Raw genomic sequence first — 25,769 nt, 5'->3', positions numbered from 1 at the left:
ATGAGCCTCAACCCCCGGGTCCTGGAGTGGACCGAGACCGACCTCGGCGTGGCCGGGGAGCTGCGCGAGGTCGTCCGCGCCCCTGCCGCCGTCCTGTCGACGCCCGGCCAGACGGTCGACCCGACCTCGCCCGACGTCGTACGCCTCGCCGCCGACCTCGTCGCCACCATGCGCGTCTCGCCGGGCTGCGTCGGGCTCGCCGCGCCGCAGGTCGGGGTGGGCGCCAAGGTGTTCTGCGTCGACGTGTCCGAGCACCCCAAGACCCGCGACCACCACGGCACCTTCGTGCTGTGCAACGCCGAGGTCGTCTCCGGCAGCCGCAACGAGAAGGCGCGCGAGGGCTGCATGTCGGTCCCCGACTTCACCGGTGACGTGAAGCGCCCCAGCCGCGTCGTCGTACGCGGCCAGCTGCCCGGCACCGGCGAGGAGGTCGAGATCGAGGCGGAGGCCTTCGAGGCGCGGGCGCTGCAGCACGAGATCGACCACTGCGACGGGCTGCTCTTCCTCGACCGCGCGGCCGGCGCGCACGCCGTCTACGCTCGCAAGACGTACCTCTGACCTGGCTCCCAGGTCGCTGCCCCGGTATCCCAACCGGTAGAGGAAGCGGTCTTAAAAACCGCACAGTCTGGGTTCGAACCCCAGCCGGGGCACTCTCGAGCAAGGGGGACGACGATGCGCGTACGACGACTGGCCGGGGTCGCGTGCCTGGTGGCGGCCGCACTCGCGCCTGGAGCGGCGAGCGGCCACGCGGCCGGCGCCACCTGTGACGGGCGCGCGGCCACCATCGTGGGGACCGACCGGGACGACGAGCTCACCGGGACGCCCGGGGACGACGTGATCGCCGGTCTCGCCGGCCCGGACACCATCGACGGCGGTGGGGGGAACGACGTCCTGTGCGGCGACGCGGGCGCCGACGTCGTGATCGGCGGCCCGGGCTCGGACCGTCTCTTCGGCGGCGACAACGGGCTCGTGCCGCAGTTCGAGGACGCGCCCTCGCCGGTCGGGGACACTCTCGTGCCCGGGCCAGGCGACGACCTCGTCGACCTCGGCGCCAACACCGTCGTCGCCGGGGACTACAACTCGGCCGACACCCTCGACCTGACCGACGCGGCCGCCGGCGTCACGCTCGACCTCGTCGCCGGCACCGCGGTCGGCGAGGGCACGGACGTCGTCGTCGTACCGGCGCCGGCGAGCTCCGAAGGTCCTGCGGTGGAGGTGCTCGGCTCGGTGCACGCCGACCGGATCCTCGGCACCGAGGGCAACGACCACCTGGTCGGCCAGGGTGGAGGGGACTGGATCGAGGGCCGGGGTGGGGACGACCTCGTCATGAACGCGTGGGACGAGTACTCCCCGACTCCCGGTGAGGACGCCGACGACCACTTCGACGGCGGCGCGGGCGCGGACTTCGTCGACTCCACGGGCGGCACGGACACGCTGCTGGGCGGCGCGGGTGCGGACCACGTGCGCAAGTCGGGCGGAGCGACGACCATCGACGCCGGTCCGGGGCGCGACGAGGTCGACGTCTACCTGTCGGGAGGCCGGCACACCGTCACCGGTGGAGGTGGTCGCGACCACGTCTCGCTCGCCGTGCTCCGCAGCTTCGGCCGCACGCGCGGTGTCCTCGACCACCGCGAGGAGCTGTTCCGCGTGCGCCACGCGAACGGCCGCCGCACCCGGGCCGTCGTGTCGTCGGCGGAGCAGATCACCATGCCGCACAACGCCGGACGGTGGACCTACCTCGGCACCCCGGGGGACGACCGCGTCGGGGGCGGGGCGGCGTACACCGCACGCGGCCGCGGGGGCGACGACGTCCTCATCGGGTCGTACGCCGACGACGTGCTGCTGGGCGGCAAGGGGCGGGACCGGGTCGTCGGCGGGCGCGGCGAGGACCGCTGCCGCGGCGAGGAGCTGGTCGGATGCGAGCTGCGGGGCGCATCCTGAGAAGTTGCTGTGACGGGAACAGCGCGCCCTCCGCCCACGTTTGAACCCATGTCACCCCGGCTAGAGTGAGGTGACACGACAGGCGTCGTCACCGCGACGACGTCGACCCTCCGGAACCTCCGGAGGCGGCCTCCAAGGAGAGACCATGAAAAGCAACAACCCCGTCTTCGCCCGTTCCGAGGAGTTCAACCGAGCCTCCTCCAACTCCTACGGCAACCAGACCTACGCCGCCGGCGGCTCGTCCTACCCCGGTTACGGCGACGCCGGCACCGACCCCTCGACCTGGGGCACCGGCACGCCCGGCCAGGTCGACCAGGGCCGGATGACGGTCGACTCGGTCGTCCAGAAGACAGCCATCTCGGTCGCCCTCGTCTTCGTCGCCGCGTTCGCCACCTGGTGGTGGATCGGTGACGTCTCGAGCAACGCAGACCTCGGACAGGTCTACCTGCTGTCCATGCTGGGTGCCGGTGGCGCCTTCCTGCTGTCGCTGGTCAACTCGTTCAAGCAGATCATCAGCCCGGCCCTGGTCATGGCGTTCGCGCTCGCCGAGGGTGTGGCCCTCGGTGCGATCAGCGCGCTGTTCGAGGCGCAGTACCCCGGCATCGTGATGAGCGCGGTCCTCGGCACGTTCGCCGCCTTCATCGGCACGCTCGCCGCCTACAAGTTCCTCGACATCAAGGTCGGCGACAAGTTCCGCCGCGGCGTCATCGCCGGCATGTTCGGCATGGTGGGCCTCGGCCTGCTGTCGTTGGTGCTGAGCTTCTTCGGCATCCAGTCGCCGCTCTACGGCAGCGGCCCGATCGGCTTCCTCTTCGCCCTTGCCGGCCTGGTGCTGGGTGTGTTCATGCTGATCCTCGACTTCGACTTCGTGGAGAACGGCGTCGCCGCCGGCCTTCCCGAGCGCGAGTCGTGGCGCGCGGCCTTCGGCCTCACCGTGAGCCTGGTGTGGATCTACACCAACCTGCTCCGGATCCTCGCGATCATGCGGGGCGACTGATCCAGCTCATCAATTGATCCACTCCGCCGGCCCGCTCGAGCTCAGCTCGGGCGGGCCGGCGGCATGTCGGGAGCGGTGGCCCACCCACGTTCCGCAGGCTGGGAATGTCGCTCAGGCACCGCCAGCGGCAGCCGAGTCGGCCGAGGGGTCCTCGACCGCGTCCTCGTGCTCGCCCGGCGACTCGGCGTCGGTCGAGGGCCGGCGCCGGCGGTGCCGGAGCTCGACCCAGCGGCCGCGGAGGCCACGCTGGGTGCCGCCGACCTCGGTGCCGTCGACCTCGGTGCCGGGCGTACGAGCGGCGCGCACCGCCGCGGCCGCGACCGGCAGGATGCCCTCGCGGCGGCGCGGCTCGGGCAGCGCCTCGTCCTCGGGCAGCAGGTCGAGGGCCGCGAGGCAGGAGGGGATGAGCACCGACGCGAGCTGTTTGTAGCCGTCGGCCGAGGGGTGGAAGCGGTCCGGCCCGAACAGCAGCGCCGGTGCGGCGTCGAACTCCGGGCCGAGGATGTCGCCGAGCGAGATCGAGCGGCCGCCGTTCTCGACGACGGTGATGGTCTGCGCGGCCGCCAGCCGGCGCGACCACTCGCGCGCGACCTGCTTGAGCGGCTGCGGGATCGGCCGGATGGTGCCGAGGTCGGGGCAGGTGCCGACCACGACGGCCACCCCCTGCTCGCGCAGGCGTCGTACGCCCTCGGCGAGGTGGCGCACCGACGCGGACGGCAGCACGCTGTGGGTGACGTCGTTGGCGCCGATCAGCACGACGGCGAGGTCGGGGTGGGTGCCGAGGGCGGCGTCGACCTGCTCGGCCAGCGCGCTCGACTGCGCCCCAACGACGGCGAACGAACGCAGGTGCACGCGGCGGTCCGCCTGCGCGGCGACCCCCGTGGCGAGGTGCGCGCCGGTCGTCTCCTCGACGCGGTCCACGCCGTAGCCGGCGGCGCTGGAGTCCCCGAGCAGGGCGATGCGGATCGCCGGGCCCGGTCGGCCGCGGCCGTACCAGCCCGTCGCCTGCGGAGGTACGTCGTTCGCGTTGCCGATCAGCCTCCGCGCGATCTTCGCCTCGGCGACCAGGACCCCGTAGAGCCCGGCGCCGAGGACGGAGAGCCCGCCGCCGCCCAGGGCCGCGGCCGATGCCAGCTTGCGTGCTGCTCCTGTTGCCCCCACGCCCCGATGCTACGCAACCGGCAGTGACGGCTACGGACGAGTAGACGGCTAGATTGGCCCGGTGCAGTACGTGAACTCGCTCCTCGACCTGATCGGCAACACCCCGCTCGTCCGGCTCAGCCGGACCCTCGACCTTCCCGGAGGAGACCAGGGGGACGGCGCAGACGCCCCGCTGGTGCTGGCGAAGGTGGAGTACCTGAACCCCGGCGGGTCGGTGAAGGACCGCATCGCCAGCCGGATGATCGAGGCTGCGGAGGCGTCCGGCGAGCTCCAGCCCGGCGGCACGATCGTGGAGCCGACCTCCGGCAACACCGGTGTCGGCCTGGCGATGGTGGCCCAGCAGAAGGGCTACAAGTGCGTCTTCGTCTGCCCCGACAAGGTCAGCGAGGACAAGCGCAACGTGCTGAAGGCCTACGGCGCCGAGGTCGTGGTCTGCCCGACGGCCGTCGCGCCGGAGCACCCGGACTCCTACTACAACGTCAGCGACCGGCTCTCCAAGGAGCCCGGCGCATGGAAGCCCGACCAGTACTCCAACCCCCACAACCCCCGCTCCCACTACGAGACCACCGGTCCGGAGATCTGGGAGCAGACCGAGGGCAAGATCACCCACTTCGTCACGGGCATGGGCACCGGCGGCACGATCAGCGGTGTCGGGCGCTACCTCAAGGAGCAGGCCGCCCTTGCTGGGACTGACGTCCAGGTCATCGGCGCCGACCCGGCCGGCTCGGTCTACTCCGGCGGCACCGGCCGTCCCTACCTCGTCGAGGGCGTCGGCGAGGACTTCTGGCCCGAGACCTACGACCGGTCCGTGGCCGACCGCGTCATCGAGGTCTCCGACGCCGACTCCTTCGCCTTCACCCGCCGCCTCGCGCGCGAGGAGGCCATGCTGGTCGGCGGCTCCGCCGGCATGGCGGCCTACGCCGCCCGCCAGGTCGCCCACGAGCTCGCGGCCGAGGGACGCTCCGACGCCGTCGTCGTCGTCCTGCTGCCCGACTCCGGACGCGGCTACCTCACCAAGGTCTTCAACGACGAGTGGCTCGGCCAGTACGGCTTCGCCACCGGCGCGCAGGCCGACCACCGCACCGTCGGCGAGGTGCTGCGCGGCAAGTCGGGCCAGCTGCCCGACCTCGTGCACACCCACCCCGGCGAGACGATCGCGGAGGCCGTCCACATCCTCCAGGAGTACGGCGTCAGCCAGATGCCGGTCGTCCGTGCCGAGCCGCCGATCGTGGCCGCCGAGGTCGCGGGCTCGGTGTCCGAGCGCACGCTCCTCGACGCGCTCTTCGCCGGCCACGCCAAGCTGACCGACCAGGTCGAGGACCACATGTCCGAGGCGCTGCCGACGATCGGGTCGACCGAGGCCGCGGCCGACGCGGTGTCGCTGCTCGAACACGCCGACGCGGTGCTGGTCCAGGAGGACGGCAAGCCCATCGGCGTGCTGACCCGGCAGGACCTGCTCACCTTCGTGGCCGCCTCGTGAGGCGCCCCACGACGCGTCTGGCCACAGGCCTGGTGGCCCTCGCCTGCCTGGGAGCCCTCGGGGCCTGCAGCAGCGACGACGCCAGCACCAGCACCAGCACGGACCCGGTCGAGGTGGAGGTCGGCAAGGCCTTCTCCTGGAACGGCTTCGACGTCGAGGACGGGTGGGAGCTCAACGCCATCAAGCGGTCGGCCGGCCTCGAGGAGGTCACCACGCCCGAGGTGAAGGGCACGATCAAGAACACCTCCGACGAGGAGCGCGCCGCGCTCTTCGAGATGGTGTTCTCCACCGACGGCTCGCCGGTCGCGACGCTCAGCTGCTCGGCCGCGAAGATGGTCACCGACCAGTCCCAGCAGTTCATCTGCCCGGGCCTCAGCACGACGATGCCTGAGGACTACGACGCAGTCGTCGTCCAGGAGTTCCGCCGAGACACGTCCAGCTGACGTGGGGCACCGACATGGGTGACCTCTCCGGCGAGGTCATCCTCTTCCTCGTGCTGGCGGCACTGGCCGCGGGCTTCGTCGACGCGGTGGTCGGCGGCGGTGGGCTGATCCAGCTGCCTGCCCTGCTGCTGGGCCTGCCGGGCGCGTCGGTCGTGCAGATCGCCGCGACCAACAAGCTCGCGTCGTTCTGCGGCACCTCCATCAGCGCGGCGACGTACGTCCGTCGCATCCACCCCGACCCCCGCACCTTCCTGCCGCTGATGCTCGCTGCCGGGCTGGGATCGGTCGGCGGAGCCCTCGTCGCCTCGATGCTGCCGCGCAGCGCCTTCGACCCCATCATCCTGGTCGTGCTCGTGGTCGTCGGCGCTTACGTGTGGTTCAAGCCGAGCGTCGGCCAGCTCACCAACCTCCGCTTCCAGGGCGGCAAGCACCTCACCGTCGTGGTGCTCACCGGCCTGACCATCGGGTTCTACGACGGTGCCATCGGGCCGGGCACGGGCTCGTTCTTCGTCTTCGCGCTGGTCGGCCTGCTCGGCTACAACTTCCTCGAGGCCTCCGCCAAGGCCAAGCTCGCCAACTGGGCGACCAACCTGGCGGCGCTGGCGGTGTTCGTGCCGCAAGGTGCGGTCATCTGGCAGCTGGCCCTGCCGATGGCAGCGGCCAACATCACCGGCGGCTACCTCGGCGCCCGGCTCGCGGTGGCGCGCGGCGCAGGCTTCGTGCGGGTGTTCTTCCTCGTCGTCGTCGCCGGCTTCGTCGTACGCCTCGGCGGACAGCTGGTCGGGTGGTGGTGACGGCGTCCGGGCTGTCGGTGCGGGGGAGGAGCGCGTCCGGACGGTAGCCTCCACCTCGTGGGAGCGGTCTCGGCAGTCGACGGGTTCCAGCGGCGCCATCGCGTCCTCGGCTTCCCGATCGCAGTCGTCTACAAGTACTTCGACGACCAAGGGCCCTACCTCGCGTCGGCGCTGACCTACTACGCCTTCATCGCGATCTTCCCGCTGATGCTGCTGGGCACCTCGATCCTCGGCCTCATCCTGCGCGGCGAGCCCGACTGGCAGGAGCAGATCCTCGACTCCGCCCTCGCCCAGTTCCCGATCATCGGTGACGAGCTCGGGCGGCCCGAGGGCCTGCAGGGATCGGTGACCGGTGTCGTGATCGGTGGACTCGCGGCGCTCTACGGTGCGATGGGGCTGGGCCAGGCGCTGCAGAACACCCAGCACGTCGCGTGGTCGGTACCGCGCAACAGCCGCCCCAACCCCTTCTACGCCCGGTTGAAGACCCTCGGTCTGCTGGTGACCGGGGGGTTCTCGCTGCTGGCGGTCTCGATCGTCTCCACCGTCGCCAGCACCACCGACCTCTTCGGCGAGGCGCTCGACCAGGGCTTGAAGCTGTTGCTCCCGCTGATCACCGTCGTCGTCGTCGGCACCTTCCTGACCCTGCTGTTCCGGTTCGCCGCCACCGCTCAGCACTCGTTCGTGCGGGCGGCGCCGGGCGGGTACGCGCTGGCGGTGATGTGGCAGGTGCTGCAGCTCGGCGGAGCGGCGTACGTCGACCGCGTGCTCGTCAACACCTCCTCGATGACCAAGACGTTCGGCCTGGTCCTCGGACTCATCGGCTTCCTCTGGATCGGTGCGGTGATGGCGGTCCTGGCGACCGAGATCAACGTCGTGCTGGCTCGTCGGCTCTGGCCCCGTGCCCTCCTCACGCCGTTCACCGACAACGTCGTGCTCACCGAGGCCGATCGCCGCGCCTACGCCTCCTACGCGCGGATGCAGCGGCACAAGGGCTTCGAGAAGGTGGTGGTGCGCTGGGAACCCGGCCCGTTGGAGCTCGACGCCGACGAGCCTTCCGTGCCGCCGGACGCGGTGGACGAGTCCGCCACACCGCCGGAAGCGGTGGACGAGCCGTCGCCGCAGCGCCCGGCGTGACGTCGTACGTCACCATCGCCCGCGACGCGACCGCCGAGGTGGAGGACCGCGGGTCGCGCTTCCTCTGCACGCTGCGCCGGGTCGCGACCGAGGACGACGCCCGTGCGCTCGTCGCCGCGCTGCGGCGTGAGCACTGGGACGCCCGGCACCACTGCTCGGCCTTCGTGCTGGGCCCGGACGGTGCGATCCAGCGCTCGTCCGACGACGGCGAGCCGGCGGGCACTGCCGGGGCGCCGATGCTCGACGTGCTGCGCGGCGCCGGGTTGAGCGACGTCGCCGCCGTGGTCACGCGCTGGTTCGGCGGCACGCTGCTCGGGGCCGGTGGCCTGGTGCGGGCCTACGGCGACGCCGTGCGCGGCGCGGTGGCGGAGGCCGGGGCGTTGCGCCGCTCACTGCTCACCGAGCTGGCCCTGGACCTCGACCACGCCGACGCGGGCCGGGTCGAGGGCGAGCTGCGGTCGCGCGGTGTCGTGGTGCTCGACGTGGCGTACGACGCCCGCGTGCGGCTGCTGCTCGCCGCCGCGCCGGAGGGGGTGGAGCGGCTCGATGAGCTGGTCGCCGCAGCCACGGGCGGGCGGTCCCTGGCGACCCCAGTGGGGGAGCGCTGGGTCGACGTCACCGACTGACGTCGCCGTCGACCTCTCCGTCGACCTCGCCGTCGACGTAGACCCACCGGCCGGCGCGCTGCTCGAACCGGCTCACCTCGTGCATCGCGCCGCCCTCCCAGCTCGCGACGAACTCGACGGTGTCGGCCTCGGCGGCCAGGATCCGCAGCCCGGTCCACCGGGTGCCCGGGTCGGGGCGCACGTCGTCCGGCCGGGTGCGCGGGTGCCAGGTGCGGAAGAGGTGGTCGGCGTCCCCGGTGACGAAGGCGGTGTAGCGCGAGCGCATCAGCTGCTCCGGCGTCGCCGCCTGCGCCACGTTGACGAGCAACGGCCCGCAGCAGCCGTCGTACGACTCACCGGTCCCGCAGGGGCAGGGGGTGGACAGCACGGGGGCGACGATACTGGCCACCGTTTGTGTTGCGGTGTAATCATGTAATACATGAAGACAGATGAGAGCCGTCGCGGTCGCCGCGGCGGGTGGCAGGTCGCCGACCTGCCGGACGCGTCCGACGCGTCCGAGTGGTTCCACGGGCGGCTGCCCGAGGCATGGTTCAGCGCCGTCGACGTCACCGTCGACCGCGAGGAGATCCTGGTCGTCGGCACCCTCGCCGACGACGTGAACGGGGCCGAGGCGGAGGGCCGCATCGGCCGCTTCCGGTCCGAGACCAAGGCCGAGCGCATCGAGATCGCCCTCGAGGCCCAGGCCCGCTACGAGCGCAAGGTGTCGTGGGGGGTGCGGCTCGGCGACACCGAGGCGCTGTTCACCCACGTCGCCGCGCCGGTGATGACCCGGCTGCGCCAGCCCGAGCGTCGGGTGCTCGACACGCTCGTCGACGCCGGCGTCGCCCGGTCGCGCTCCGACGCCCTCGCATGGTCGGTGCGGCTGGTCGGCCAGCACGCCGACGAGTGGCTCGGCCAGCTGCGAGACGCGATGGGGGAGGTCGACAAGCTCCGCGGCGAGGGCCCCTCGCTCTGACCCGACCCGCGCCGACGCGCGGGCACGGCCCGGCAAATCCGGTGTCGCGCCCGCGCGTGCCCGCGTTAGGTTCGCCGCCATGACGATCGAGCGGCCGGTGCCGTCCTTCAGCAACGACGAGGTCGGGATGCTTCGGTCCTACCTCGACCACTTCCGCGCCACGATCAGGCTGCAGGCGAGCGGGCTGACGGACGAGCAGCTCGACCAGCGACTCCCGCCCAGCGACCTGACGCTGGGCGGGATGCTCAAGCACCTCGCCTTCGTGGAGGACTACTGGTTCTCCTACAACCTGGCCGGCCATGAAGCGTCCCCGCCGTGGGACGCCGCTCCGTGGGCCGAGGACCCCGACTGGGACTGGCACAGCGCGGCCGGTGCGACGCACGCCGAGCTCGACGCGCTGCTGGCCGACGCCATCGTCCGCTCGGACGCCTGTCTCGACACGGCCCTCGCCGCCGACCCGGACCTCGGCCGGCAGGTCGCGCGTCCGCGCGACCCGGCCAGGGGCGAGACGGCGACGCTGCGCTGGGTGCTGGTCCACATGGTCGAGGAGTACGCCCGTCACGCCGGTCACGCCGACCTCATCCGCCAGTCCGTCGACGGCGCGACCGACGTCTGAGCGGGTCGCCCGCCCACGTCGTGCCGGGTCAGTCCTGGTGCAGGCAGAGCACGTTGCCGTCGGGGTCCTTGAACCACGCCGCCTTCTCGGCGCCCATCACGCACACGTGGTCGACGGTCTTGAGGTCGGGCAGGTCGTAGTCCTCGAAGACCACCCCGCGCTGCTCGAGCTCGCCGATCTCGGTGCCGATGTCGTCGACCTCGAAGCTCATCGCGGTGCTCTCCGACGGACGGCTGTCGGGGCGGGGGAGCAGGACGAGCGTGGAGCCGCCGTCCAGGGCGTACGTCGCGCTGCCCTCGTCGTTGGTGCCGGTGTAGTCGAGTCCCAGGGACTCGGAGTAGAACGTGCGGGCGCGGTCGACGTCGGTGACCGGCATCATCATCGCGACCGTGCGGTGCGTGAGCGCCATGGAGCGCCTCCTTCTCTGCTGGTCACCCCCAGTGTGCGCCCGCTCGGGCGCCATCGGGAGACTGCTCCAGACCGGTCGGACGAAGAGGAGCGCGCGATGGGCATCAGGGCGGCGACGGAGGCGGACTGGCCGGCGATCTGGCCGTTCTGGCGCGACATCGTCGAGGCCGGCGAGACCTACGCCTACCCGCTCGGCGCGACGTCCGACCAGGCCCGGGGCTGGTGGTTCGACGGCAGCCGGGTGACGGTCCTCGAGGAGGACGGCAGCGTCCTCGGCTCCGCCAAGATGGGCCCCAACCGCCCGGGCCGCGGCGCCCACGTCGGCACGGCGTCGTTCATGGTCGCCGCCACCGCACGCGGTCGCGGCGTCGGTCGGCGCCTGGCCGAGGACATGGTCGCGTGGCACCGTGAGCAGGGGTTCGCCGGCATCCAGTTCAACGCCGTGGTCGAGACCAACACCGGCGCGGTCCGCCTGTGGCAGGACCTCGGCTTCACGATCGTCGGCACGGTGCCCGGTGCGTTCGAGAGCACGCGGCACGGACGGGTCGGCCTGCACGTGATGTACCTCGACCTGGGCTGAACCAGGCGCGCGCAGGGCCTCCCATCTGGTGGAATGTCCCCATGGGCGAGCCGATCCGCGTGTACCTCCTCGACGACCACGACGTCGTGCGTGAGGGACTCACGTTCCTGCTCGAGCAGCAGGAGGACATCGTCGTCGTGGGCCAGTCCGCGACCGCGGCCGAGGCGACCGCACGCATCCCGGCCCTGCGGCCCGACGTGGCGGTGCTCGACGCGCGGCTGCCGGACGGCTCGGGCATCGAGGTGTGCCGTGCCGTGCGGGCTGTCGACCCGACGATCAAGGCGCTCATCCTGACGTCGTACGACGACGACGAGGCGCTGTTCGCGGCGATCATGGCCGGCGCCTCGGGCTACGTGCTCAAGGAGATCCGCAGCTCCGACCTGGTGACCGCGGTGCGGCACGTCGCAGCGGGCAAGTCGCTCATCGACCCGGCGATGACGGCGACCGTGCTGGAGCGGATCCGCAACGGGCCGGAGACGCCCGACGAGCTGGCCTCGCTCACCGACCAGGAGCGGATCCTGCTGGGCCACATCGCCGAGGGGCTGACCAACCGGCAGATCGCCGAGCAGATGTTCCTCGCCGAGAAGACGGTGAAGAACTACGTCTCCAGCATCCTCGCCAAGCTGGGCCTCGAGCGTCGTACGCAGGCGGCCGTGCTGGCCTCCAAGCTCCTCGGCGACGCGCCGCGCTGAGGTCCCCTCGCGGGCGGGACCTTCGTCCCGCCGACCCGGTGACCGGCGGCCCTGACGCCGCGAGCGTGGCCGCGGGACTGTGGTGGTGACCCAGCAAACCCACCACCCGAGGAGGAGATGACGATGAACGTCATCCACCGCCAGCACCACATCAGCACCGAAGGCGTCACCACCTCCGAGACCGAAGAGGTCTCCCGGGTCGGCCTGTCCCGCGCCCTCGCCATCCTGCGGATCGCCTTCGGAGTGACCTTCCTGTGGGCCTTCCTCGACAAGACCTTCGCCCTGGGCTTCAGCACCGGGGCCCAGTTCGCCGAAGACGGTTCCCGGGCGGGGACCGACTTCATGGCCCAGGACGCCGCCTGGCTCAACGGGGGCAGCCCCACCGAGGGGTTCCTCACCTTCGGCGTCCCCGCGGACAACCCCTTCCACGGGTTCTTCGCCTCCCTCGCCGGCCAGACCTGGGTCGACTGGCTCTTCATGGCCGGCCTCCTCGGCATCGGCGTGACCCTCCTGCTGGGGGTCGGGATGCGGATCGGCACCGCGGCCGGCGCACTCATGTACGCCTTCATGTACGCCGCATCGCTCCCGCTGGCGAACAACCCGGTCGTCGACGACCACCTCATCGGCGTGATTTCGATGGCCGTCCTCGCCCTCGGCGCGGCCGGCACCACGTGGGGGCTGGGTCACTGGTGGAACCGCACGAGCTTGGTACGGAAGTACCCCGTCCTGCGATGACACCCGTCCCTCACCGGACCCGGCGCCTCCCCCGGCGTCGGGTCCTCTGGCGTGCGGGCGGGACCCCCGCCTGACGCGCACGCCCGGGGCGCGGCGACGTCAGCGCAGCGGGACCCGCCACACGAGCACCGTGCCGCGCTCGCCGACCCGGGAGACCTCGAGCGTCCCGCCGAGGTCGTCGGCGCGTCGCCGGGCGTTGCGCAGCCCGCTCTCGGAGACCTCGGCGGCCAGGCCGACGCCGTCGTCGACGACCCGGAGCTCGAGCCGGTCACCGGCGACGACGACATCGACCTCGGCGCCGTCGGCGAGCGCGTGGCGGGCGACGTTGGACACCGCCTCCCGCAGCACGGCCAGCAGCTGGGCGCCGAGCGCCTGCGACACGGCGGTGTCGACGGGGCCGGAGGTGCGTACGACCGGCGTGAACCCCAGCACCGGGACGTACTCCTTGACCAGCTTGCGGACGGCGGCGCGCAGGGAGTCACCGCTTCGGTCCTGGAGCTCGAAGATCGTGCCGCGGATCGCCTTGATCGTGTCGTCGAGGTCGGCCACGGACTTGTCGAGCCGGTCCGCGATCGCGCTGCCGCCGGTCATCGCCGCGACGCCCTGCAGCTGCAGGCCGGTCGCGAAGAGCCGCTGGATGACGATGTCGTGGAGGTCGCGGGCGATGCGCTCGCGGTCGGAGATCAACGCCAGCTCCTGGCGGTCGGCGAGCGCCTGGGTGCGGTCCAGGGACAGCGCCACCTGGTCGGCGAATCCCGCCAGGAGATCGCGCTCCTCGACGTCGAGCAGGCCCGAGCCGGGGTGGGCGACCGCGACGAGGGCGGTGACCGGCGCCAGGTGCGAGCGCAGGGGCACGACGACCAGCGGTGTGTCGTCGGCCGAGGCGGTCACGACCGCCGAGCCGGTGCCGGACTCGGCGCTGCCCCGTGCGTCGGCCAGGGCCGCAGCCACGAGCCCGGCGTCCACGCCCGGCGCGACGCTGACCGTGTCCTGCTCGGGACCGAGCGACGACCAGAGCGCGACCGCCTGCGCGCGCGAGACCAGGCGGGCACTGGTGACGATCTGCGGCAGCACGGCGTCGAGGTCGACGGGGGGTTGCAGCAGCTCGGCCAGGTCGGCCGACGCCTCGAGCCACTGCCGTCGCCGCTCGCTGAGCGCGAAGGAGCGTGCGTTGCTGATCACGTAGCCGGCCGTGCGGGCGAGCTCCTCGACGAGCTGCTCGTCGGCCTCGGTGAACGGTCCGCCGCCGGCCTTCTCGGTGAGGTAGAGGTTGCCGAAGACGGTGCCGCGGATGCGCACCGGCATGCCGAGGAACGACGTCATGGGCGGGTGGTTGGCCGGGAAGCCCACCGACGCGGGGTGGGCACTGAGGTCGGTGAGCCGCAGGCCTGAGGGGTGCTCGATGATGACGCCGAGGATGCCGCGGCCTCGGGGGAGGTCGCCGATGAGGGCGCGCGTGCGGTCGTCGAGCCCGGTCGTGACGAACTCCACGAGCTCGCCGTCGCCCCCCAGTACGCCGAGCGCGCCGTATCGGGCGTCGGTCAACGCTGTCGCGGCCTCGACGATCCGCGTCAGCACGCTGGCCAGGTCGAGGTCGCTGGAGATCGCGGTCACGGCCTCGAGCAGCAGGCGGGCGTCGGCGCCGAGGTCGGGCGAGGGAGTGTGCGTCACCCGCACCAGTGTGCCGCTAGGCGAGCCGGCGCACAGGGAGGTGCTGCCACGGGTCCCAGCCGCCGCCGAGCTGGCGGCCGGTCACCTCGGTCCACGGGATGCGGACGACGAGGTTGCGCTGCCCGGTCGCCCAGGGGTGCGGTTCCCAGGACCGGGCGATCTCCGCGAGCTCGTCCTGGTCGTCGACGAAGGTCCCGCGGCCGCGCACCACGACGCTCCAGCCGCGCTTGAGCTCGTAGTCGAACTGGTCGACCTCGAAGCACAGCTGCGCGCCGCGGCCGTAGGTTCCGAGCAGGCTGTAGGCGGTGGTGCGGATGAGGATCGACTCCCCGTCCACGGCATAGTTCACCGGCACGATGTGGGGGCCGGTCGGGGTGCCGACCGCGACCCGGCCCGCCACGCCGGCCTTGAGCAGGCGCGCGGAGTCCTCCCGGGAGAGGTCGTGGGTGGTGTGCATGGGAGCCTCCTTCAGGTGGACTCCCAGCCTCACCCGAGGGCGCCGTCGTCAGCAGGGCCGAAGGTCCCGCGCCGTCCGGGTCGGGAGTTGGTGATCGGAGCGGACTTCGAGCGCACTCGACGTTGTCGGACGGGTCTAGCGTGGAGGACGTGACTGAAGCGATCCAGCAGGACGGGCACCCCGCACCCAGCACCCTCGGCCAGCTCCGCGAGAGCGGCCACCAGCTCAAGCCCCTGCGCCAGGAGCTGCGCGACAACCTGCTCGCGCGGCTGCGCGAGGGGATCGACCCGTGGCCGGGCCTCCACGGGTTCGCCGACACCGTGATCCCGCAGGTCGAGCGGGCGCTGATCGCGGGCCACGACATCGTGCTGCTCGGCGAGCGCGGCCAGGGCAAGACCCGGCTCCTGCGCTCGCTGGTCGCGCTGCTCGACGAGTGGACCCCGGTCATCTCCGGCTCCGAGCTCGGTGAACACCCCTACGAGCCCGTCACCGTCACCTCCCAGCAGGCAGTGGCGACCTACGGCGACGACCTGCGCATCTCGTGGCGGCACCGCGACGAGCGCTACGCCGAGAAGCTCGCGACCCCGGACACGTCGGTCGCCGACCTGATCGGCGACGTCGACCCGATGAAGGTGGCCGAGGGGCGTCACCTCGGTGACCCGGAGACCATCCACTTCGGCCTGATCCCGCGCAGCCACCGCGGGATCGTCGCGATCAACGAGCTGCCCGACCTCGCCGAGCGCATCCAGGTCGCGATGCTCAACGTGATGGAGGAGCGCGACATCCAGATCCGCGGCTACGTGCTGCGGCTCCCGCTCGACGTCCTCGTCGTGGCGAGCGCCAACCCCGAGGACTACACCAACCGCGGGCGCATCATCACCCCGCTCAAGGACCGCTTCGGCGCCGAGATCCGCACCCACTACCCGCGCGAGGTCGAGCAGGAGATCGCCGTCATCGTGCAGGAGGCCGACCTCGTGGCCGAGGTACCCGACTACCTGGTGGAGGTGCTGGCACGGTTCACCCGCCACCTGCGCGACTCCCAGTCGGTCGACCAGCGCTCGGGCGTCAGCGCCCGCTTCGCGATCGCCGGCGCCGAGACCATCGCCGCGGCCGCGCTGCACCGCGCCACCACCCAGGGCGAGGACGAGCCGGTGGCGCGCGTCGTCGACCTGGAGACCGCCGTCGACGTCCTCGGCGGCAAGATCGAGTTCGAGACCGGCGAGGAGGGTCGCGAGACCGAGATCCTCACCCACCTCCTCCGCACCGCGGTCGCCGAGACCGTGCGCGCGCACCTGGCCGGCATCGACCTGCGCCTGCTGGTCGAGGCCATCGAGGAGGGCGCCATGGTCAGCACCGGCGCCCGCGTCGGCGCCCGCGACTTCCTCGCCGGGCTGCCGGTGCTGGGGGAGTCCGACCTCTACGACGCGGTGTGCGACCGGCTCGGTGCCACCAACGACGGCGAGCGGGCGGCCGCGATCGAGCTGGCCCTGGAGGGGCTCTACCTCGCCCGCCGCATCGGCAAGGACACCGACGCAGGGGAGACCGTCTATGGCTGACCCGGTCGTCACGGTCCGGCCCGGCACGCTCGCCGACGTCCCGGCCTTCCGCGCGCTCGGCGAGGCCGTCGTGCCACCCACCTATGGCCCCATCGACGCGGCGTACGCCCAGCGGATGCTCGACGAGTGGTGGGTCCCCGAGGTCTTCGAGACGTCGCTGGCGCGCAACCCCCACCTCGTCGCGGAGGTCGACGGCGAGGTCGTCGCGCTGGCCAACCTCGGACGCCTCTCGCAGTCCTATCGCGACTTCCCGCACGTCACCGGTGACCGCGAGGTGATGTGGAAGCTCTACGTCCACCCCGACCACCACGGCCGCGGTATCGGCAGCCGGCTGCTCGCCGACGTCGAGGCGATGGTCGAGGGCGACGAGCTCTGGCTGGAGGTCGTCGACGGCAACGACCAGGCCTTCGACTTCTACCGCGCCCGCGGCTTCGAGGAGGTCGAGCGGGTCTCCGACGGCGAGTGGCCCGACGACGTCTGGCTCCGCAAACGGCTGGACGAGCAGCCGGGGACGAGCGCGCGATGAGCCGGTTCCGCAAGTACGACGGCGGCGACCCGCTCGCGCCGCCCGTCGACCTCGGCGAGGCGCTCGACGCCATCGGGCAGGACGTCATGGCGGGCTACTCGCCGGAGCGCGCGATGCGCGAGTTCCTGCGGCGCGGGGGCACCGACCAGGCCGGCCTCGACGAGCTCGCCCGCCGCGTCGCCGAGCGCCGGCGCGAGATCCTGGAGCGCAACGACCTCGACGGCACGATGCGCGAGGTCAAGGAGCTGCTCGACAAGGCCGTCCTCGCCGAGCGCGGGCAGCTGGCCCGCGACATCACGCTGGACGACGGCGACCGCGCGTTCCGCGAGCTCATGCTCGACAACCTGCCGTCCTCCACCCCGGCCGCGGTCGGCGAGCTGTCGTCGTACGACTGGAAGTCCTCGGAGGCGCGCGAGGCCTACGAGGAGATCAAGGACCTGCTCGGCCGCGAGCTCCTCGACCAGCGCTTCGCCGGCATGAAGGAGGCGCTCGAGGGCGCCACCGAGGAGGACCGCCAGGCCGTCCAGGAGATGCTCTCCGACCTCAACGACCTGCTGGAGAAGCACGCCGCCGGCGGCGTCACGGACGAGGAGTTCCGTGACTTCATGGACAAGCACGGCGACTACTTCCCCGACGACCCGCAGGACATGGACGAGCTGCTCGACTCGCTCGCCCAGCGTGCGGCCGCCGCCCAGCGGATGCTCAACTCGATGACGCCCGAGCAGCGCCAGGAGCTGATGGAGCTCTCGCAGCAGGCCTTCGGGTCGCCGCAGCTGATGGAGCAGCTCTCGCGGATGGACGCCAACCTCCAGGCCCTGCGCCCCGGTGAGGACTGGTCGGGCTCGGAGGGATTCGAGGGCGACCAGGGGATGGGTCTCGGCGACGGCACCGGCGCGTTGCAGGACCTCGCCCAGCTCGACGCGCTCGCCGACCAGCTCGCGCAGTCGCACCACGGCGCGCGGATGGACGACGTCGACCTCGACGCGCTCGCCGGGCAGCTCGGCCCGGACGCTGCCGTGGCTGCCAAGACCCTGCAGGAGCTCGAGCGGGCGCTGCGCGACAGCGGCTACCTCAAGCGCGGCTCCGACGGCGAGCTGCGGCTCTCGCCCAAGGCGATGCGCCAGCTCGGCAAGGCGCTCCTGCGCGACGTCGCGGAGCGGATGAGCGGCCGGTCGGGCGCGCGGGAGACGCGTACGACAGGGCTCGCGGGCGAGCCGTCGGGCGCGACCCGGCGGTGGGAGTTCGGCTCCACCGAGCCGTGGGACGTGCCGCGCACGATCACCAACGCCGTGCTCCGGGACGGCGGAGCCTCACCGGTGCGCATCCAGGTCGACGACATCGAGGTGGTCGAGACCGAGGCCCGCACGCAGGCCGCGGTCGCACTGCTGGTCGACACGTCCTTCTCGATGGCGATGGACGGCCGGTGGGTGCCGATGAAGCGCACGGCGCTCGCGCTGCACCAGCTGGTGCGCTCCCGCTTCCGCGGCGACGACATCCAGCTGATCGCCTTCGGCCGTCACGCGCAGGTGATGGAGATCGAGGAGCTGACCGCCCTCGACGCGCGGTGGGACAAGGGGACCAACCTCCACCACGGCCTGCTGCTCGCCAACCGGTTCTTCCGCAAGCACCCCAACGCCCAGCCCGTGCTGCTGGTGGTCACGGACGGCGAGCCGACGGCGCACCTCGAGCCCGACGGCGAGGTGTGGTTCTCCTACCCGCCGCACCCCCTGACGATCGCCCACTCGGTGCGCGAGCTCGACGCCGCCGCGCGGCTGGGCGCGCAGACGACGTTCTTCCGGCTCGGCGAGGACCCCGGTCTGGCGCGCTTCATCGACTCGATGGCGCGCCGGGTCGACGGGCGCATGGTGAGTCCCGAGCTCGACGACCTCGGTGCCGCGGTCGTCGGGTCCTATCTCGGCTCGCGCGGTCCGGCGTCGTCGTACCGCGAGCACTTCGGCGACTTCTACGGCGGCGGCCGGGGGTTCTGGGTCTAGGCCTGGTGCGGGTCAGCGGGGGTCGGACGCCTCGAGCATCCGGAGCAGCTCGGCGCCCATGTGCTCGATGACCGCCTGGAGCGCCTTGGCGGGACGCACCATCACGGTGAAGTCGACGATCCGGCCCTCGGCGTCCCAGGTGATCATGTCGATGCCCGACACCTGCAGCCCGCCGACCTCGGTGCGGAACTGCAGCACGGCCGAGTCCGCGCCGAGCCACTCCCGCTCGTACGCCAGGCCGGGCCCCAGCACGGTGAAGGCGGCGGTGAGGTAGCCGACGACGGTCTCGCGACCCTCCTGGGGCGTGTGCACGGCCGGGCTGCGGAAGACGGCATCCTCGGCGACGAGGTCGCGCAGGCCGGCGGGGTCGCGGCTCTCGACGACGGCGTGCCAGCGCGCGAGCGCGGCCTCGGACGTGGGGGTGGCCTCGGTGGGTGCGGACATGCGCGTCATCGTGCCACTGGGGCCGGTCCCGGCGCGTCGACAACGTGGAAGATCCGAGCCACCAGGTGACTCGTACCTTCAACGATCTCGTCGTCAGTCGGCGAAGCCCGGGAGCGACTCCTCGAGGATCTCGCGGAACGGCACGGCTGCGCCCAGCTGGCTGAGCAGGCCGAGGGCGCCGAGCCAGGTGCGGTGGATGAGGAGGTAGGAGGTCGGCAGGTTGAGCTTGGTGGCGAGGGTGAACGTCTCGGCGCGGGGGTCGTTGATCCGCTCGAACTGCGTGCGCATCCACTCGCGGGTGAAGGTGAAGCGTTCCTGGTCGGCCGGTTCCACGAACGGCGCGAGGTAGTCGAGCAGCATCGCGGGGTCGACCTCGATGCGGTCCTTGATGAAACCCTCCTCGCGGAGCCCGGCGACCAGCGACTCCTCGTCGGACTCCAGTGCGATGCGGATCAGCCGGCCCATCGCCTCCGGGAGCTGCCCCTGCGGCAGCCGGGCGACGGCACCGAAGTCCAGGACGCCGAGGCGGCCGAGGCCCCCGTCGGGCCCCGGGATGACGCGGTAGTTGCCCGGGTGCGGGTCGGCGTGGAGCATGCCGGTGCGCCGCGGACCCTCGAAGAGGAACCGGACGAACAGCTCGCCGTAGTGGTCCCGCTCCTCCTGGGTGCCGTCACGGATGACCTGCGCGAGGGAGTAGGCGGAGTCGAGCCACTCGGTCACGAGCACCTCGGTGCCGACGGTGACGACCGCGGGCACGACGATGTCGGGGTGGTCGGCGAAGGCCTCGGCGTACGCCGCCTGCGCCTCCGCCTCGAGGTGGTAGTCGAGCTCGTCGGCAGCGCGGTCCTGCAGCTCCGCGACGAGCGGCTTGAGGTCGATGCCGGGGAAGACCGGCGCGAACCCGCGCGCGACGCGGGAGATCTGGCGGAGGTCGGACATCAGCGCCTCGCCGGCACCGGGGTACTGCACCTTCACGGCGACCTCACGGTCCTCCGCCGCCTCCGGCCCACCCGCGAGGTCGCGCCAGCGGCCCCGGTGGACCTGTCCGATCGAGGCGGCCGCCGTCGGGGCACCGTCGAGCCACACGAGCCGTGCGGACCAGTCGTCGCCGAGGTGCGCGGCCAGCTGTTCGCGCACGGTCGCCGTCGGCATCGGGGGAGCGGAGTCCTGCAGCGCGGTGAGGTGCTCGCGGTAGGGCGCGCTGACCTCCTCGGGCAGGGCGGACTCCAGCACGCTGAGGGCCTGGCCGAACTTCATCGCACCGCCCTTGAGCTCGCCCAGGGTGCGGAAGAGCTGCTCGGCGGTGCGCTGCTGCACCTCGGAGAGCACCGCGTCGGCGGGCTTGCCGCCGAGCCGCTTGCCGAGCCCCATCGCCTGCCGGCCGGCATAGCCGAGCGGGAGCGCAGCGAGTCGGGCCGTGCGCGCGGCGGCCTTGCGGGGGAGCTCGGTCATACCTCCATTGTCCCGGTCGACGCAATCGGGTTGCCACACCCGTTCCGACGCGGCGCGCCACCCGCCGGTGAATCCGCGGGAGGGAGGGCGTGACCCGGGGCCGGTCCGCTCGTTGAGGGACTGGATGACCTCGACCCCTCGGGAGGACAACGTGCGACCCAAGACCCTTCTCGCCTGCGCAGCGAGCGTGCTCGCCGCCAGCGCCACCTTCGGCGTCGGCGCGACCGCGCCGGCCGCCGGACAGGCCACCGCCCCGGCCGCGGGCCGGGCCAACGTCTCCGACTTCCTCGCCGGACAGCTGAGCGGGCTGACCGGCAGGACGACGGTGATGGTGCACGGCACCTCGATCGCCGCCGCCCGCCAGGCCGTCGCGGCCACCGGGATGCGGAAGAACGGCGAGTTCACCCGGATCGGCGTCGTCATCGCCGACGCCACCCGCAGCCAGGTCGACGCGGTCCGCAGCCAGGGCGGAGTGACGTACGTCGAGGGCGGGGCACAGCCGATCGACTTCTTCAGCCAGGACCTGGCCGAGACGTCCAACACCGCGACCCGCGGGGCGGAGGCGGCCGCCACCCTCACCGGCGCCGACGGCACGCCGCTGACCGGCAAGGGCGTGAGCGTCGCGGTCATCGACTCCGGCGTGGACCCGACCCACCCCTACTTCAAGGAGGCCGACGGCTCGAGCGCGGTCGTCGCCAACCTCAAGGCACTGTGCGAGCCGCTGACCGAGACCTGCTCGGTACAGCGCGTGCCCGCCTTCGTCGACACCGACACCCTCTCCGTCGGCGGCCACGGCACCCACGTCAGTGGCATCGTCGCCGGCCGCCCGACCACGCTGACCGACGGCGGCAACCTGCAGGGCGCTGCTCCCGGCGCCAAGCTGGTGTCGATCTCGACCGGCGCGGGCATCGTGATCCTCGGCGCCGACTCCGCGCTCAACTGGGTGCTCGAGAACCACGAGGCGCCGTGCGGCGCCGGCGTACCCGCGTCGACCTGCCCCCCGATCAAGGTCACCAACAACTCGTACGGCCCGACCGGCGGTGGTGAGTTCGACCCCGAGTCGGCCACGGTCAAGCTCCAGCGCGCGCTCGCGGCCGACGGCGTCGTCACGGTCTGGGCTGCGGGCAACGACGGCGGCGACGGCGCGACGAGCCTGACCAACCCGCCCGGCCAGGACCCCACCGGCGGCATCCTCTCGGTGGCGTCCTACTACGACCAGGACACCGGAACCCGCGACGGCGTCGTGTCCGAGTTCAGCTCGCGCGGCCTCGCCACCGACGCCTCGACCTGGCCCGACATCTCGGCGCCCGGCGAGAACATCACCTCGTCGTGCCGCCTCTACCTGGCGGTCTGCTCGACGGGCCTGGACTTCCGCAACGGACCCGGCGCCCTCGACGTCGGCACGTTCAACACCATCAGCGGTACGTCGATGGCGGCGCCGCACATCGCCGGGATCGTCGCCCAGCTGTTCCAGGCCGACCCGACGGCGACGCCCGCCGAGATCGAGCAGGCGCTGAAGGTCTCGGCGCACAAGTTCACCGACGGAGCGGCCTACCAGCCCGGTCCGGTCGGCACCACGTCGTACGACAAGGGCCACGGCCTCGTCGACGTCGTGGCGGCAGTCGCGGCCCTGGGGTGAGCACTGGCTCAGCCCAGGGCTGAACCAGACCCTCCAGGGAGGGCCGCCGTGCGACAGGGGTGCGGCGGTGCGAGGCGGGCGGAGGCCGTGGGGTCTTCCGCCCGCCTCGGTGTCTGCCCACCCGCGGGTCGGTTTGCTGGGAAGGTGAGGGCATGGAGATCGAGTTCGCCGGCGAGGTGGTCGAGTGGCGCGGGCCGGCGCCGTTCTTCTTCGTCGCCCTCCCGCCGGACGCGGCCGACCTCGTCGACGAGGTGAAGGCCGACGTCGTCTACTGGGGCGTGGTGCCGGTCCGGGCGTGGATCGGCGACACGGAGTTCACCACCGCGATGTTCCCCCGCGAGGACACGTGGTTCCTGCCGCTGAAGGTCGCCGTGCGCCGTGCCGAGGACGTCGACCTCGGCCAGGTCGTCGACGTACGGATCCAGGTGGGTCGGTAGCTCACCCGACGGCCGGCACGAGGCGACCGCGCCGGGCCGTCAGGTGCAGGCTGAGCGCCACGTAGTAGGCGACGTAGGCCACCGAGATCGCCAGCCACACCGGGTTGGGGTCGGGGAGCTGGGCGACCAGAACGGCGTACCCGACCAGCCAGACGCACGTGAGGGCGAGCGTCGTCCACTTCAGCGTGGTCGTGCGCGACGGGTAGACGTAGCCGATCGGGACGAACACGAGGACCGCGCACACCAGCAGCACGACGGCGACCGCCGTGGGCTGCAGGTCGAGGACCACGACGTAGAACGCGGCGATGTTCCAGTAGCTCGGGAAGCCGAGGAACAGGTGGTCGTCGGTCTTGGCGTCGACGCGGCAGAACTGGTAGGCCGAGGCGAGCAGCGGGATGACCGCGAGGACCGTCGCCGAGTTGCCCTCGCCCAGGTAGCCGGCGCTCCAGAGCAGCAGCATCGGCATGAAGGCGTAGGTGATGTAGTCGACGATGTTGTCCAGGAGCGCGCCGTCGAACGACGGGGCGTGACGTTTCACCTGGACGTAGCGCGCGAGCATCCCGTCGGTGCCGTCGACGACCATGGCGATGAGGAAGAGCCACAGCGCCCGGACGGTGTCGCCCTCCATGACGGCGATGAACATCAGGAACGCCAGGACGACACCGGAGGCCGTGTAGGCGTGCACCAGCCAGGCGGCGACGGTGTGTCGACGCTGCGAGAGGGCGGCCACGCGACTCCTCGGATCGGTCGGATCGTGCATGAGAAGCGGATCATGCCAGTCGCAGGTGTGAACACAGGCAACCTCGGCGCGCGTTGCGGCGTCTCCATGTACGTCCCCGTCCCGGGGCCCGACGAGAGAACGGACCAGCACCATGCGTAGGACCTTCCTGAGCGCCGCGACCCTGGCGGTCGCCGCACTCGCCCTGACCCAGGCCCTCCCGGCCAACGCCGACGGCATCGGAGTCTCCGACCCGAAGGACCTCGGCCACGGGGTCGACCTCCGGTCGGTGGAGGTCGAGCACAAGGCCGCCAACGTCGTCGTCACCACGACCCACACCGACCTGCGGCCGTCGTACACGACGGGCTCGTCGGGCTCCGTGTTCCTCGACACCGACCCCGACGACCGCGGCCCGGAGTACCTCTTCGCCGGCGGCTTCTTCCGCGGCACCGGCTACAACCTGCTCGAGGTCGACGGCTTCTCGGACTCCTCGCCCGAGCCCGTCGAGGGCTCCTACCGGATGCGGGTCGACTACGACACCGACCAGGTCCGTCTCCGGATCTCCCGCGAGGCGCTCGGGTCACCGGAGGAGGTGCGGGTCGCCGTCCGCGTCGCAGGAACGCGCCCGGACGGCAGCACCACTGCCACGGACTGGCTCGGCAAGCCGCGCAGCTTCACCGACTGGGTCGCGCAGTAGGACCCCCGAGGCTCGTTCCTACTTGATCTCGCGGACCTCCTGCGGCCATCCGCACCCCTCGGCGATCTTGCCCGCCCACATCTTCGCCGTCTCGAGGTCGGGGACCTCGACGATCGTGATCCCGCCGAGGTACTCCGCGGTCTCGGCGTAGGGACCGTCGGTGATCGTGATCGTGCCGCTCGTGGCGTCGGCGCTGAAGGCCTCGGAACGGTCCTCCACGAGCCCGCCGGCGAACACGAGGGCGCCGGCGGCCTCGATCTCCCGCACCACCGCGCTGCTCGGCTCCACGCGGCTCTGGTACCACTCGGCGGGGTGGTCGCCCACCCACTGCTGGTTGAAGTAGATGGCGTACTTCGTCATGACACTCCTCCTGTGCGGCCGCCCCGTGCGGCCCGTCACCACTCTGACGGACGAGCAGGGTCCAGATCGACACCCCCGCGGCAGTGAGTGCGAACGTGCCGGGGAGGTGGCCGCTCAGTCGTGGACGACCGAGGACGTCCGGTCGTAGAGGAGATCGGCGTAGTCGGGGTGGCGGAGCATCCAGGCCTTGATGAACGGGCAGATCGCGAGCACCCGGCGTCCGCCGTGGTCTCGTACGTCGTCCAGGGCAAACCTGGCCAGCGCCGAGCCGACGCCCTTGCCCTCGTGGACCCGGTGGACCTCGGTGTGGGTGAAGACGATCAGCTCGTCGGTGAGCTGGTACTCGGCGAAGCCGGCGAGCTCCCCGTCGAGGTGAGCCTCGTAGCGGTTCTTCTCGGCGTTGGCCGTGACGTGGACCGTGTCGGACATGGAGGTCAGGCCGGGAACTTCACGCCGGTGTTGGCGTGGCACCGGTAGCCGAAGGGGTTCTTCGCGAGGTACTGCTGGTGCGCGTCCTCGGCGTAGAAGTACGGCGTCTCGTTGGCCGGGCGGATCTCGGTGGTGATCTCGCCGAGCCCGCGGCGCGCGAGCTCCTCGCCGTAGGCCTTGGTCAGCTCGCGGGCGGTCTGCTCCTGCTCCGGAGTCGTCCAGTAGATCGCCGAGCGGTACTGGGTGCCGACGTCGTTGCCCTGGCGCATGCCCTGGGTCGGGTCGTGGATCTCGAAGAACTTCTTCACCAGGTCGGCGTACGACACCTTCGCGGGGTCGAAGACGACGCGGACGGCCTCGGTGTGGCCGGTGTGCCCGCTGCACACCTCGTCGTACGTCGGGTTGGGGGTGCTGCCGCCGGCGTAGCCGACCGACGTCGACCAGACGCCGGGGACCTGCCAGTAGATCTCCTCGGCCCCCCAGAAGCAGCCGAGGCCGAGGACGGCGACCTCGAGGCCGTCGGCCACGTCGTCGCTGACGACGGGGGTGTGCAGGACCAGGTGCTCGCCCAGGGTCCACATCTGCTGCTCGCGCCCCGGGAGCGCCTGGTCGGGGGTGGGCAGGGCGGTGGGCTTGCCGATTCCGAACATGCCTCCATTGTCGCGCGGCGCGCAAGGGCCGCGACCGCGTCTCGCCGGGCGGCGGCATAGGTGGAACTACGCGGTCTAGACGTCGCGTTGTCACGGATGCGCCAGCGCGGTGCCGGGAGGACGGTGAAGAGATCCGCAGCATCCGTTGAAAGGAATTGTGATGTCTTCACGTCGAGC

Annotated in this window: 30 protein-coding genes and 1 tRNA gene; 20 read left to right on the top strand and 11 right to left on the bottom strand. The window is 72.0% G+C overall.

All coding sequences use genetic code 11. The features are described 5' to 3' along the window. From def to AC1DP1_RS02725, 4 genes are all read left to right on the top strand, one after another. Complete coding sequence (gene def, locus AC1DP1_RS02740; RefSeq protein ID WP_477505533.1) at positions 1-558, top strand: peptide deformylase; 558 nt, start codon at positions 1-3, stop codon at positions 556-558. Positions 559-576: 18 nt separating this feature from the next. Next, positions 577-650: transfer RNA gene (locus AC1DP1_RS02735), tRNA-Leu, on the top strand. 22 nt (positions 651-672) lie between these two features. Next, on the top strand, positions 673-1,941 hold the full coding sequence (locus AC1DP1_RS02730; RefSeq protein ID WP_477505532.1) for a calcium-binding protein: 1,269 nt from the start codon (positions 673-675) through the stop codon (positions 1,939-1,941). Positions 1,942-2,086: 145 nt separating this feature from the next. After that, on the top strand, positions 2,087-2,938 hold the full coding sequence (locus AC1DP1_RS02725; RefSeq protein ID WP_477505531.1) for a Bax inhibitor-1/YccA family protein: 852 nt from the start codon (positions 2,087-2,089) through the stop codon (positions 2,936-2,938). Between the two features lie 111 nt (positions 2,939-3,049). On the opposite strand, the gene AC1DP1_RS02720 is transcribed toward AC1DP1_RS02725, so the two are convergent. Then, a complete protein-coding gene (locus AC1DP1_RS02720; protein ID WP_477505530.1) occupies positions 3,050-4,099 on the bottom strand; it encodes an SGNH/GDSL hydrolase family protein in 1,050 nt (349 codons plus the stop codon). 61 nt (positions 4,100-4,160) lie between these two features. On the opposite strand from AC1DP1_RS02720, the gene AC1DP1_RS02715 reads away from it, so the two are divergent. Genes AC1DP1_RS02715 through AC1DP1_RS02695 form a run of 5 tightly spaced genes read left to right on the top strand, consistent with a single transcriptional unit; the run spans position 4,161 to position 8,576 of the window. Next, the gene (locus tag AC1DP1_RS02715; protein WP_477505529.1) at positions 4,161-5,579 is read left to right on the top strand and encodes a cystathionine beta-synthase; all 1,419 of its coding nucleotides are present in this window, start codon (positions 4,161-4,163) and stop codon (positions 5,577-5,579) included. Continuing rightward, positions 5,576-6,022 (top strand): hypothetical protein, encoded by a 447-nt coding sequence (locus AC1DP1_RS02710; protein WP_477505528.1) that lies wholly within the window; start codon positions 5,576-5,578, stop codon positions 6,020-6,022. Before AC1DP1_RS02715 ends, AC1DP1_RS02710 begins: the two co-directional genes overlap by 4 nt. Before the next feature lie 14 nt (positions 6,023-6,036). Continuing rightward, positions 6,037-6,816 (top strand): sulfite exporter TauE/SafE family protein, encoded by a 780-nt coding sequence (locus tag AC1DP1_RS02705; RefSeq protein ID WP_457191904.1) that lies wholly within the window; start codon positions 6,037-6,039, stop codon positions 6,814-6,816. A 57-nt stretch (positions 6,817-6,873) separates the two neighbouring features. Next, on the top strand, positions 6,874-7,950 hold the full coding sequence (locus AC1DP1_RS02700) for a YihY/virulence factor BrkB family protein (RefSeq protein WP_477505527.1): 1,077 nt from the start codon (positions 6,874-6,876) through the stop codon (positions 7,948-7,950). Beyond that, on the top strand, positions 7,947-8,576 hold the full coding sequence (locus tag AC1DP1_RS02695) for a YigZ family protein (protein WP_477505526.1): 630 nt from the start codon (positions 7,947-7,949) through the stop codon (positions 8,574-8,576). Before AC1DP1_RS02700 ends, AC1DP1_RS02695 begins: the two co-directional genes overlap by 4 nt. Here AC1DP1_RS02695 and AC1DP1_RS02690 read toward each other — a convergent pair. After that, a complete protein-coding gene (locus AC1DP1_RS02690) occupies positions 8,566-8,943 on the bottom strand; it encodes a YchJ family protein (protein WP_477505525.1) in 378 nt (125 codons plus the stop codon). The two genes, AC1DP1_RS02695 and AC1DP1_RS02690, sit on opposite strands and share 11 nt — an antisense overlap. Before the next feature lie 51 nt (positions 8,944-8,994). On the opposite strand from AC1DP1_RS02690, the gene AC1DP1_RS02685 reads away from it, so the two are divergent. Together AC1DP1_RS02685 and AC1DP1_RS02680 are read left to right on the top strand one after the other, a co-directional pair. After that, on the top strand, positions 8,995-9,531 hold the full coding sequence (locus AC1DP1_RS02685; RefSeq protein ID WP_300046636.1) for a hypothetical protein: 537 nt from the start codon (positions 8,995-8,997) through the stop codon (positions 9,529-9,531). Positions 9,532-9,610: 79 nt separating this feature from the next. Then, complete coding sequence (locus AC1DP1_RS02680; RefSeq protein ID WP_477505524.1) at positions 9,611-10,147, top strand: DinB family protein; 537 nt, start codon at positions 9,611-9,613, stop codon at positions 10,145-10,147. 28 nt (positions 10,148-10,175) lie between these two features. Here AC1DP1_RS02680 and AC1DP1_RS02675 read toward each other — a convergent pair whose 3' ends face one another. Further along, positions 10,176-10,556, bottom strand: coding sequence for a VOC family protein (locus tag AC1DP1_RS02675; RefSeq protein ID WP_300046632.1), 381 nt, complete (start codon positions 10,554-10,556; stop codon positions 10,176-10,178). A gap of 96 nt (positions 10,557-10,652) precedes the next feature. Here AC1DP1_RS02675 and AC1DP1_RS02670 point away from each other — a divergent pair, with 96 nt between their 5' ends. The 3 genes from AC1DP1_RS02670 (at position 10,653) to AC1DP1_RS02660 (ending at position 12,562) form a co-directional block, all read left to right on the top strand. After that, positions 10,653-11,135, top strand: coding sequence for a GNAT family N-acetyltransferase (locus AC1DP1_RS02670; protein ID WP_191192999.1), 483 nt, complete (start codon positions 10,653-10,655; stop codon positions 11,133-11,135). A gap of 41 nt (positions 11,136-11,176) precedes the next feature. Continuing rightward, positions 11,177-11,827, top strand: a complete 651-nt coding sequence (locus AC1DP1_RS02665; protein ID WP_477505523.1) for a response regulator — start codon at positions 11,177-11,179, stop codon at positions 11,825-11,827. Between the two features lie 123 nt (positions 11,828-11,950). Further along, a complete protein-coding gene (locus AC1DP1_RS02660; RefSeq protein WP_477505522.1) occupies positions 11,951-12,562 on the top strand; it encodes a hypothetical protein in 612 nt (203 codons plus the stop codon). Positions 12,563-12,661: 99 nt separating this feature from the next. On the opposite strand, the gene AC1DP1_RS02655 is transcribed toward AC1DP1_RS02660, so the two are convergent. Continuing rightward, a complete protein-coding gene (locus tag AC1DP1_RS02655) occupies positions 12,662-14,233 on the bottom strand; it encodes a sensor histidine kinase (protein WP_477505521.1) in 1,572 nt (523 codons plus the stop codon). A gap of 16 nt (positions 14,234-14,249) precedes the next feature. Further along, the gene (locus tag AC1DP1_RS02650) at positions 14,250-14,690 is read right to left on the bottom strand and encodes a pyridoxamine 5'-phosphate oxidase family protein (RefSeq protein WP_457191888.1); all 441 of its coding nucleotides are present in this window, start codon (positions 14,688-14,690) and stop codon (positions 14,250-14,252) included. 149 nt (positions 14,691-14,839) lie between these two features. Between AC1DP1_RS02650 and AC1DP1_RS02645 the strand changes: the two genes are divergently transcribed. The 3 genes from AC1DP1_RS02645 to AC1DP1_RS02635 are packed head-to-tail and all read left to right on the top strand — an operon-like array spanning position 14,840 to position 18,766. Further along, positions 14,840-16,246 (top strand): sigma 54-interacting transcriptional regulator, encoded by a 1,407-nt coding sequence (locus AC1DP1_RS02645; protein WP_477505520.1) that lies wholly within the window; start codon positions 14,840-14,842, stop codon positions 16,244-16,246. Beyond that, entirely contained in the window at positions 16,239-16,772 is a 534-nt protein-coding gene (locus tag AC1DP1_RS02640) for an N-acetyltransferase family protein (RefSeq protein WP_477505519.1), read from the top strand. The genes AC1DP1_RS02645 and AC1DP1_RS02640 overlap by 8 nt, the downstream gene beginning before the upstream one ends. Further along, positions 16,769-18,766: a VWA domain-containing protein gene (locus AC1DP1_RS02635; RefSeq protein WP_457191882.1), complete on the top strand. Its 1,998-nt coding sequence runs from the start codon at positions 16,769-16,771 to the stop codon at positions 18,764-18,766. The genes AC1DP1_RS02640 and AC1DP1_RS02635 overlap by 4 nt, the downstream gene beginning before the upstream one ends. A gap of 12 nt (positions 18,767-18,778) precedes the next feature. Here the strand turns inward: AC1DP1_RS02635 and AC1DP1_RS02630 are convergent, their stop codons facing one another. Together AC1DP1_RS02630 and AC1DP1_RS02625 are read right to left on the bottom strand one after the other, a co-directional pair. After that, positions 18,779-19,210 carry a nuclear transport factor 2 family protein gene (locus tag AC1DP1_RS02630; protein WP_477505518.1) on the bottom strand — a complete coding sequence of 144 codons (432 nt, stop codon included), beginning with the start codon at positions 19,208-19,210 and terminating at the stop codon, positions 18,779-18,781. Between the two features lie 93 nt (positions 19,211-19,303). Then, positions 19,304-20,662 (bottom strand): ABC1 kinase family protein, encoded by a 1,359-nt coding sequence (locus AC1DP1_RS02625; protein WP_477505517.1) that lies wholly within the window; start codon positions 20,660-20,662, stop codon positions 19,304-19,306. A gap of 124 nt (positions 20,663-20,786) precedes the next feature. On the opposite strand from AC1DP1_RS02625, the gene AC1DP1_RS02620 reads away from it, so the two are divergent. Together AC1DP1_RS02620 and AC1DP1_RS02615 are read left to right on the top strand one after the other, a co-directional pair. Then, positions 20,787-22,301 (top strand): S8 family serine peptidase, encoded by a 1,515-nt coding sequence (locus tag AC1DP1_RS02620; RefSeq protein WP_477505516.1) that lies wholly within the window; start codon positions 20,787-20,789, stop codon positions 22,299-22,301. Between the two features lie 152 nt (positions 22,302-22,453). Beyond that, on the top strand, positions 22,454-22,738 hold the full coding sequence (locus AC1DP1_RS02615; protein ID WP_457191874.1) for a DUF1905 domain-containing protein: 285 nt from the start codon (positions 22,454-22,456) through the stop codon (positions 22,736-22,738). 1 nt (position 22,739) lies between these two features. Here AC1DP1_RS02615 and AC1DP1_RS02610 read toward each other — a convergent pair whose 3' ends face one another. Then, complete coding sequence (locus tag AC1DP1_RS02610; RefSeq protein WP_477505515.1) at positions 22,740-23,468, bottom strand: CDP-alcohol phosphatidyltransferase family protein; 729 nt, start codon at positions 23,466-23,468, stop codon at positions 22,740-22,742. A gap of 142 nt (positions 23,469-23,610) precedes the next feature. Between AC1DP1_RS02610 and AC1DP1_RS02605 the strand changes: the two genes are divergently transcribed. Then, entirely contained in the window at positions 23,611-24,153 is a 543-nt protein-coding gene (locus tag AC1DP1_RS02605) for a hypothetical protein (RefSeq protein ID WP_477505514.1), read from the top strand. A gap of 18 nt (positions 24,154-24,171) precedes the next feature. Here the strand turns inward: AC1DP1_RS02605 and AC1DP1_RS02600 are convergent, their stop codons facing one another. The 3 genes from AC1DP1_RS02600 to msrA form a co-directional block, all read right to left on the bottom strand. After that, positions 24,172-24,513 (bottom strand): YciI family protein, encoded by a 342-nt coding sequence (locus AC1DP1_RS02600; RefSeq protein ID WP_300046605.1) that lies wholly within the window; start codon positions 24,511-24,513, stop codon positions 24,172-24,174. 114 nt (positions 24,514-24,627) lie between these two features. Next, complete coding sequence (locus tag AC1DP1_RS02595; protein WP_477505513.1) at positions 24,628-24,942, bottom strand: GNAT family N-acetyltransferase; 315 nt, start codon at positions 24,940-24,942, stop codon at positions 24,628-24,630. Positions 24,943-24,947: 5 nt separating this feature from the next. Beyond that, entirely contained in the window at positions 24,948-25,592 is a 645-nt protein-coding gene (gene msrA, locus AC1DP1_RS02590) for a peptide-methionine (S)-S-oxide reductase MsrA (protein ID WP_477505512.1), read from the bottom strand. Positions 25,593-25,769: the final 177 nt, after the last annotated feature.

The sequence above is a fragment of the Nocardioides sp. P4_G10 genome (genome assembly GCF_056401175.1).
The sequence above is the reverse complement of the archived record's forward strand: the minus strand, read 5'-3'. Positions and strand labels throughout refer to the sequence as shown.

Excerpts from the sequence above, each read along its gene's own strand:
- def (WP_477505533.1), top strand. The coding sequence starts at position 1 with ATGAGCCTCAACCCCCGGGTCCTGGAGTGGACCGAGACCGACCTCGGC.
- AC1DP1_RS02730 (WP_477505532.1), top strand. The coding sequence starts at position 673 with ATGCGCGTACGACGACTGGCCGGGGTCGCGTGCCTGGTGGCGGCCGCA.
- AC1DP1_RS02725 (WP_477505531.1), top strand. The coding sequence starts at position 2,087 with ATGAAAAGCAACAACCCCGTCTTCGCCCGTTCCGAGGAGTTCAACCGA.
- AC1DP1_RS02705 (WP_457191904.1), top strand. The coding sequence starts at position 6,037 with ATGGGTGACCTCTCCGGCGAGGTCATCCTCTTCCTCGTGCTGGCGGCA.
- AC1DP1_RS02685 (WP_300046636.1), top strand. The coding sequence starts at position 8,995 with ATGAAGACAGATGAGAGCCGTCGCGGTCGCCGCGGCGGGTGGCAGGTC.
- AC1DP1_RS02680 (WP_477505524.1), top strand. The coding sequence starts at position 9,611 with ATGACGATCGAGCGGCCGGTGCCGTCCTTCAGCAACGACGAGGTCGGG.
- AC1DP1_RS02675 (WP_300046632.1), bottom strand. The coding sequence starts at position 10,556 with ATGGCGCTCACGCACCGCACGGTCGCGATGATGATGCCGGTCACCGAC.
- AC1DP1_RS02670 (WP_191192999.1), top strand. The coding sequence starts at position 10,653 with ATGGGCATCAGGGCGGCGACGGAGGCGGACTGGCCGGCGATCTGGCCG.
- AC1DP1_RS02665 (WP_477505523.1), top strand. The coding sequence starts at position 11,177 with ATGGGCGAGCCGATCCGCGTGTACCTCCTCGACGACCACGACGTCGTG.
- AC1DP1_RS02660 (WP_477505522.1), top strand. The coding sequence starts at position 11,951 with ATGAACGTCATCCACCGCCAGCACCACATCAGCACCGAAGGCGTCACC.
- AC1DP1_RS02650 (WP_457191888.1), bottom strand. The coding sequence starts at position 14,690 with ATGCACACCACCCACGACCTCTCCCGGGAGGACTCCGCGCGCCTGCTC.
- AC1DP1_RS02640 (WP_477505519.1), top strand. The coding sequence starts at position 16,239 with ATGGCTGACCCGGTCGTCACGGTCCGGCCCGGCACGCTCGCCGACGTC.
- AC1DP1_RS02635 (WP_457191882.1), top strand. The coding sequence starts at position 16,769 with ATGAGCCGGTTCCGCAAGTACGACGGCGGCGACCCGCTCGCGCCGCCC.
- AC1DP1_RS02630 (WP_477505518.1), bottom strand. The coding sequence starts at position 19,210 with ATGTCCGCACCCACCGAGGCCACCCCCACGTCCGAGGCCGCGCTCGCG.
- AC1DP1_RS02625 (WP_477505517.1), bottom strand. The coding sequence starts at position 20,662 with ATGACCGAGCTCCCCCGCAAGGCCGCCGCGCGCACGGCCCGACTCGCT.
- AC1DP1_RS02620 (WP_477505516.1), top strand. The coding sequence starts at position 20,787 with ATGACCTCGACCCCTCGGGAGGACAACGTGCGACCCAAGACCCTTCTC.
- AC1DP1_RS02615 (WP_457191874.1), top strand. The coding sequence starts at position 22,454 with ATGGAGATCGAGTTCGCCGGCGAGGTGGTCGAGTGGCGCGGGCCGGCG.
- AC1DP1_RS02605 (WP_477505514.1), top strand. The coding sequence starts at position 23,611 with ATGCGTAGGACCTTCCTGAGCGCCGCGACCCTGGCGGTCGCCGCACTC.
- AC1DP1_RS02600 (WP_300046605.1), bottom strand. The coding sequence starts at position 24,513 with ATGACGAAGTACGCCATCTACTTCAACCAGCAGTGGGTGGGCGACCAC.
- AC1DP1_RS02595 (WP_477505513.1), bottom strand. The coding sequence starts at position 24,942 with ATGTCCGACACGGTCCACGTCACGGCCAACGCCGAGAAGAACCGCTAC.
- msrA (WP_477505512.1), bottom strand. The coding sequence starts at position 25,592 with ATGTTCGGAATCGGCAAGCCCACCGCCCTGCCCACCCCCGACCAGGCG.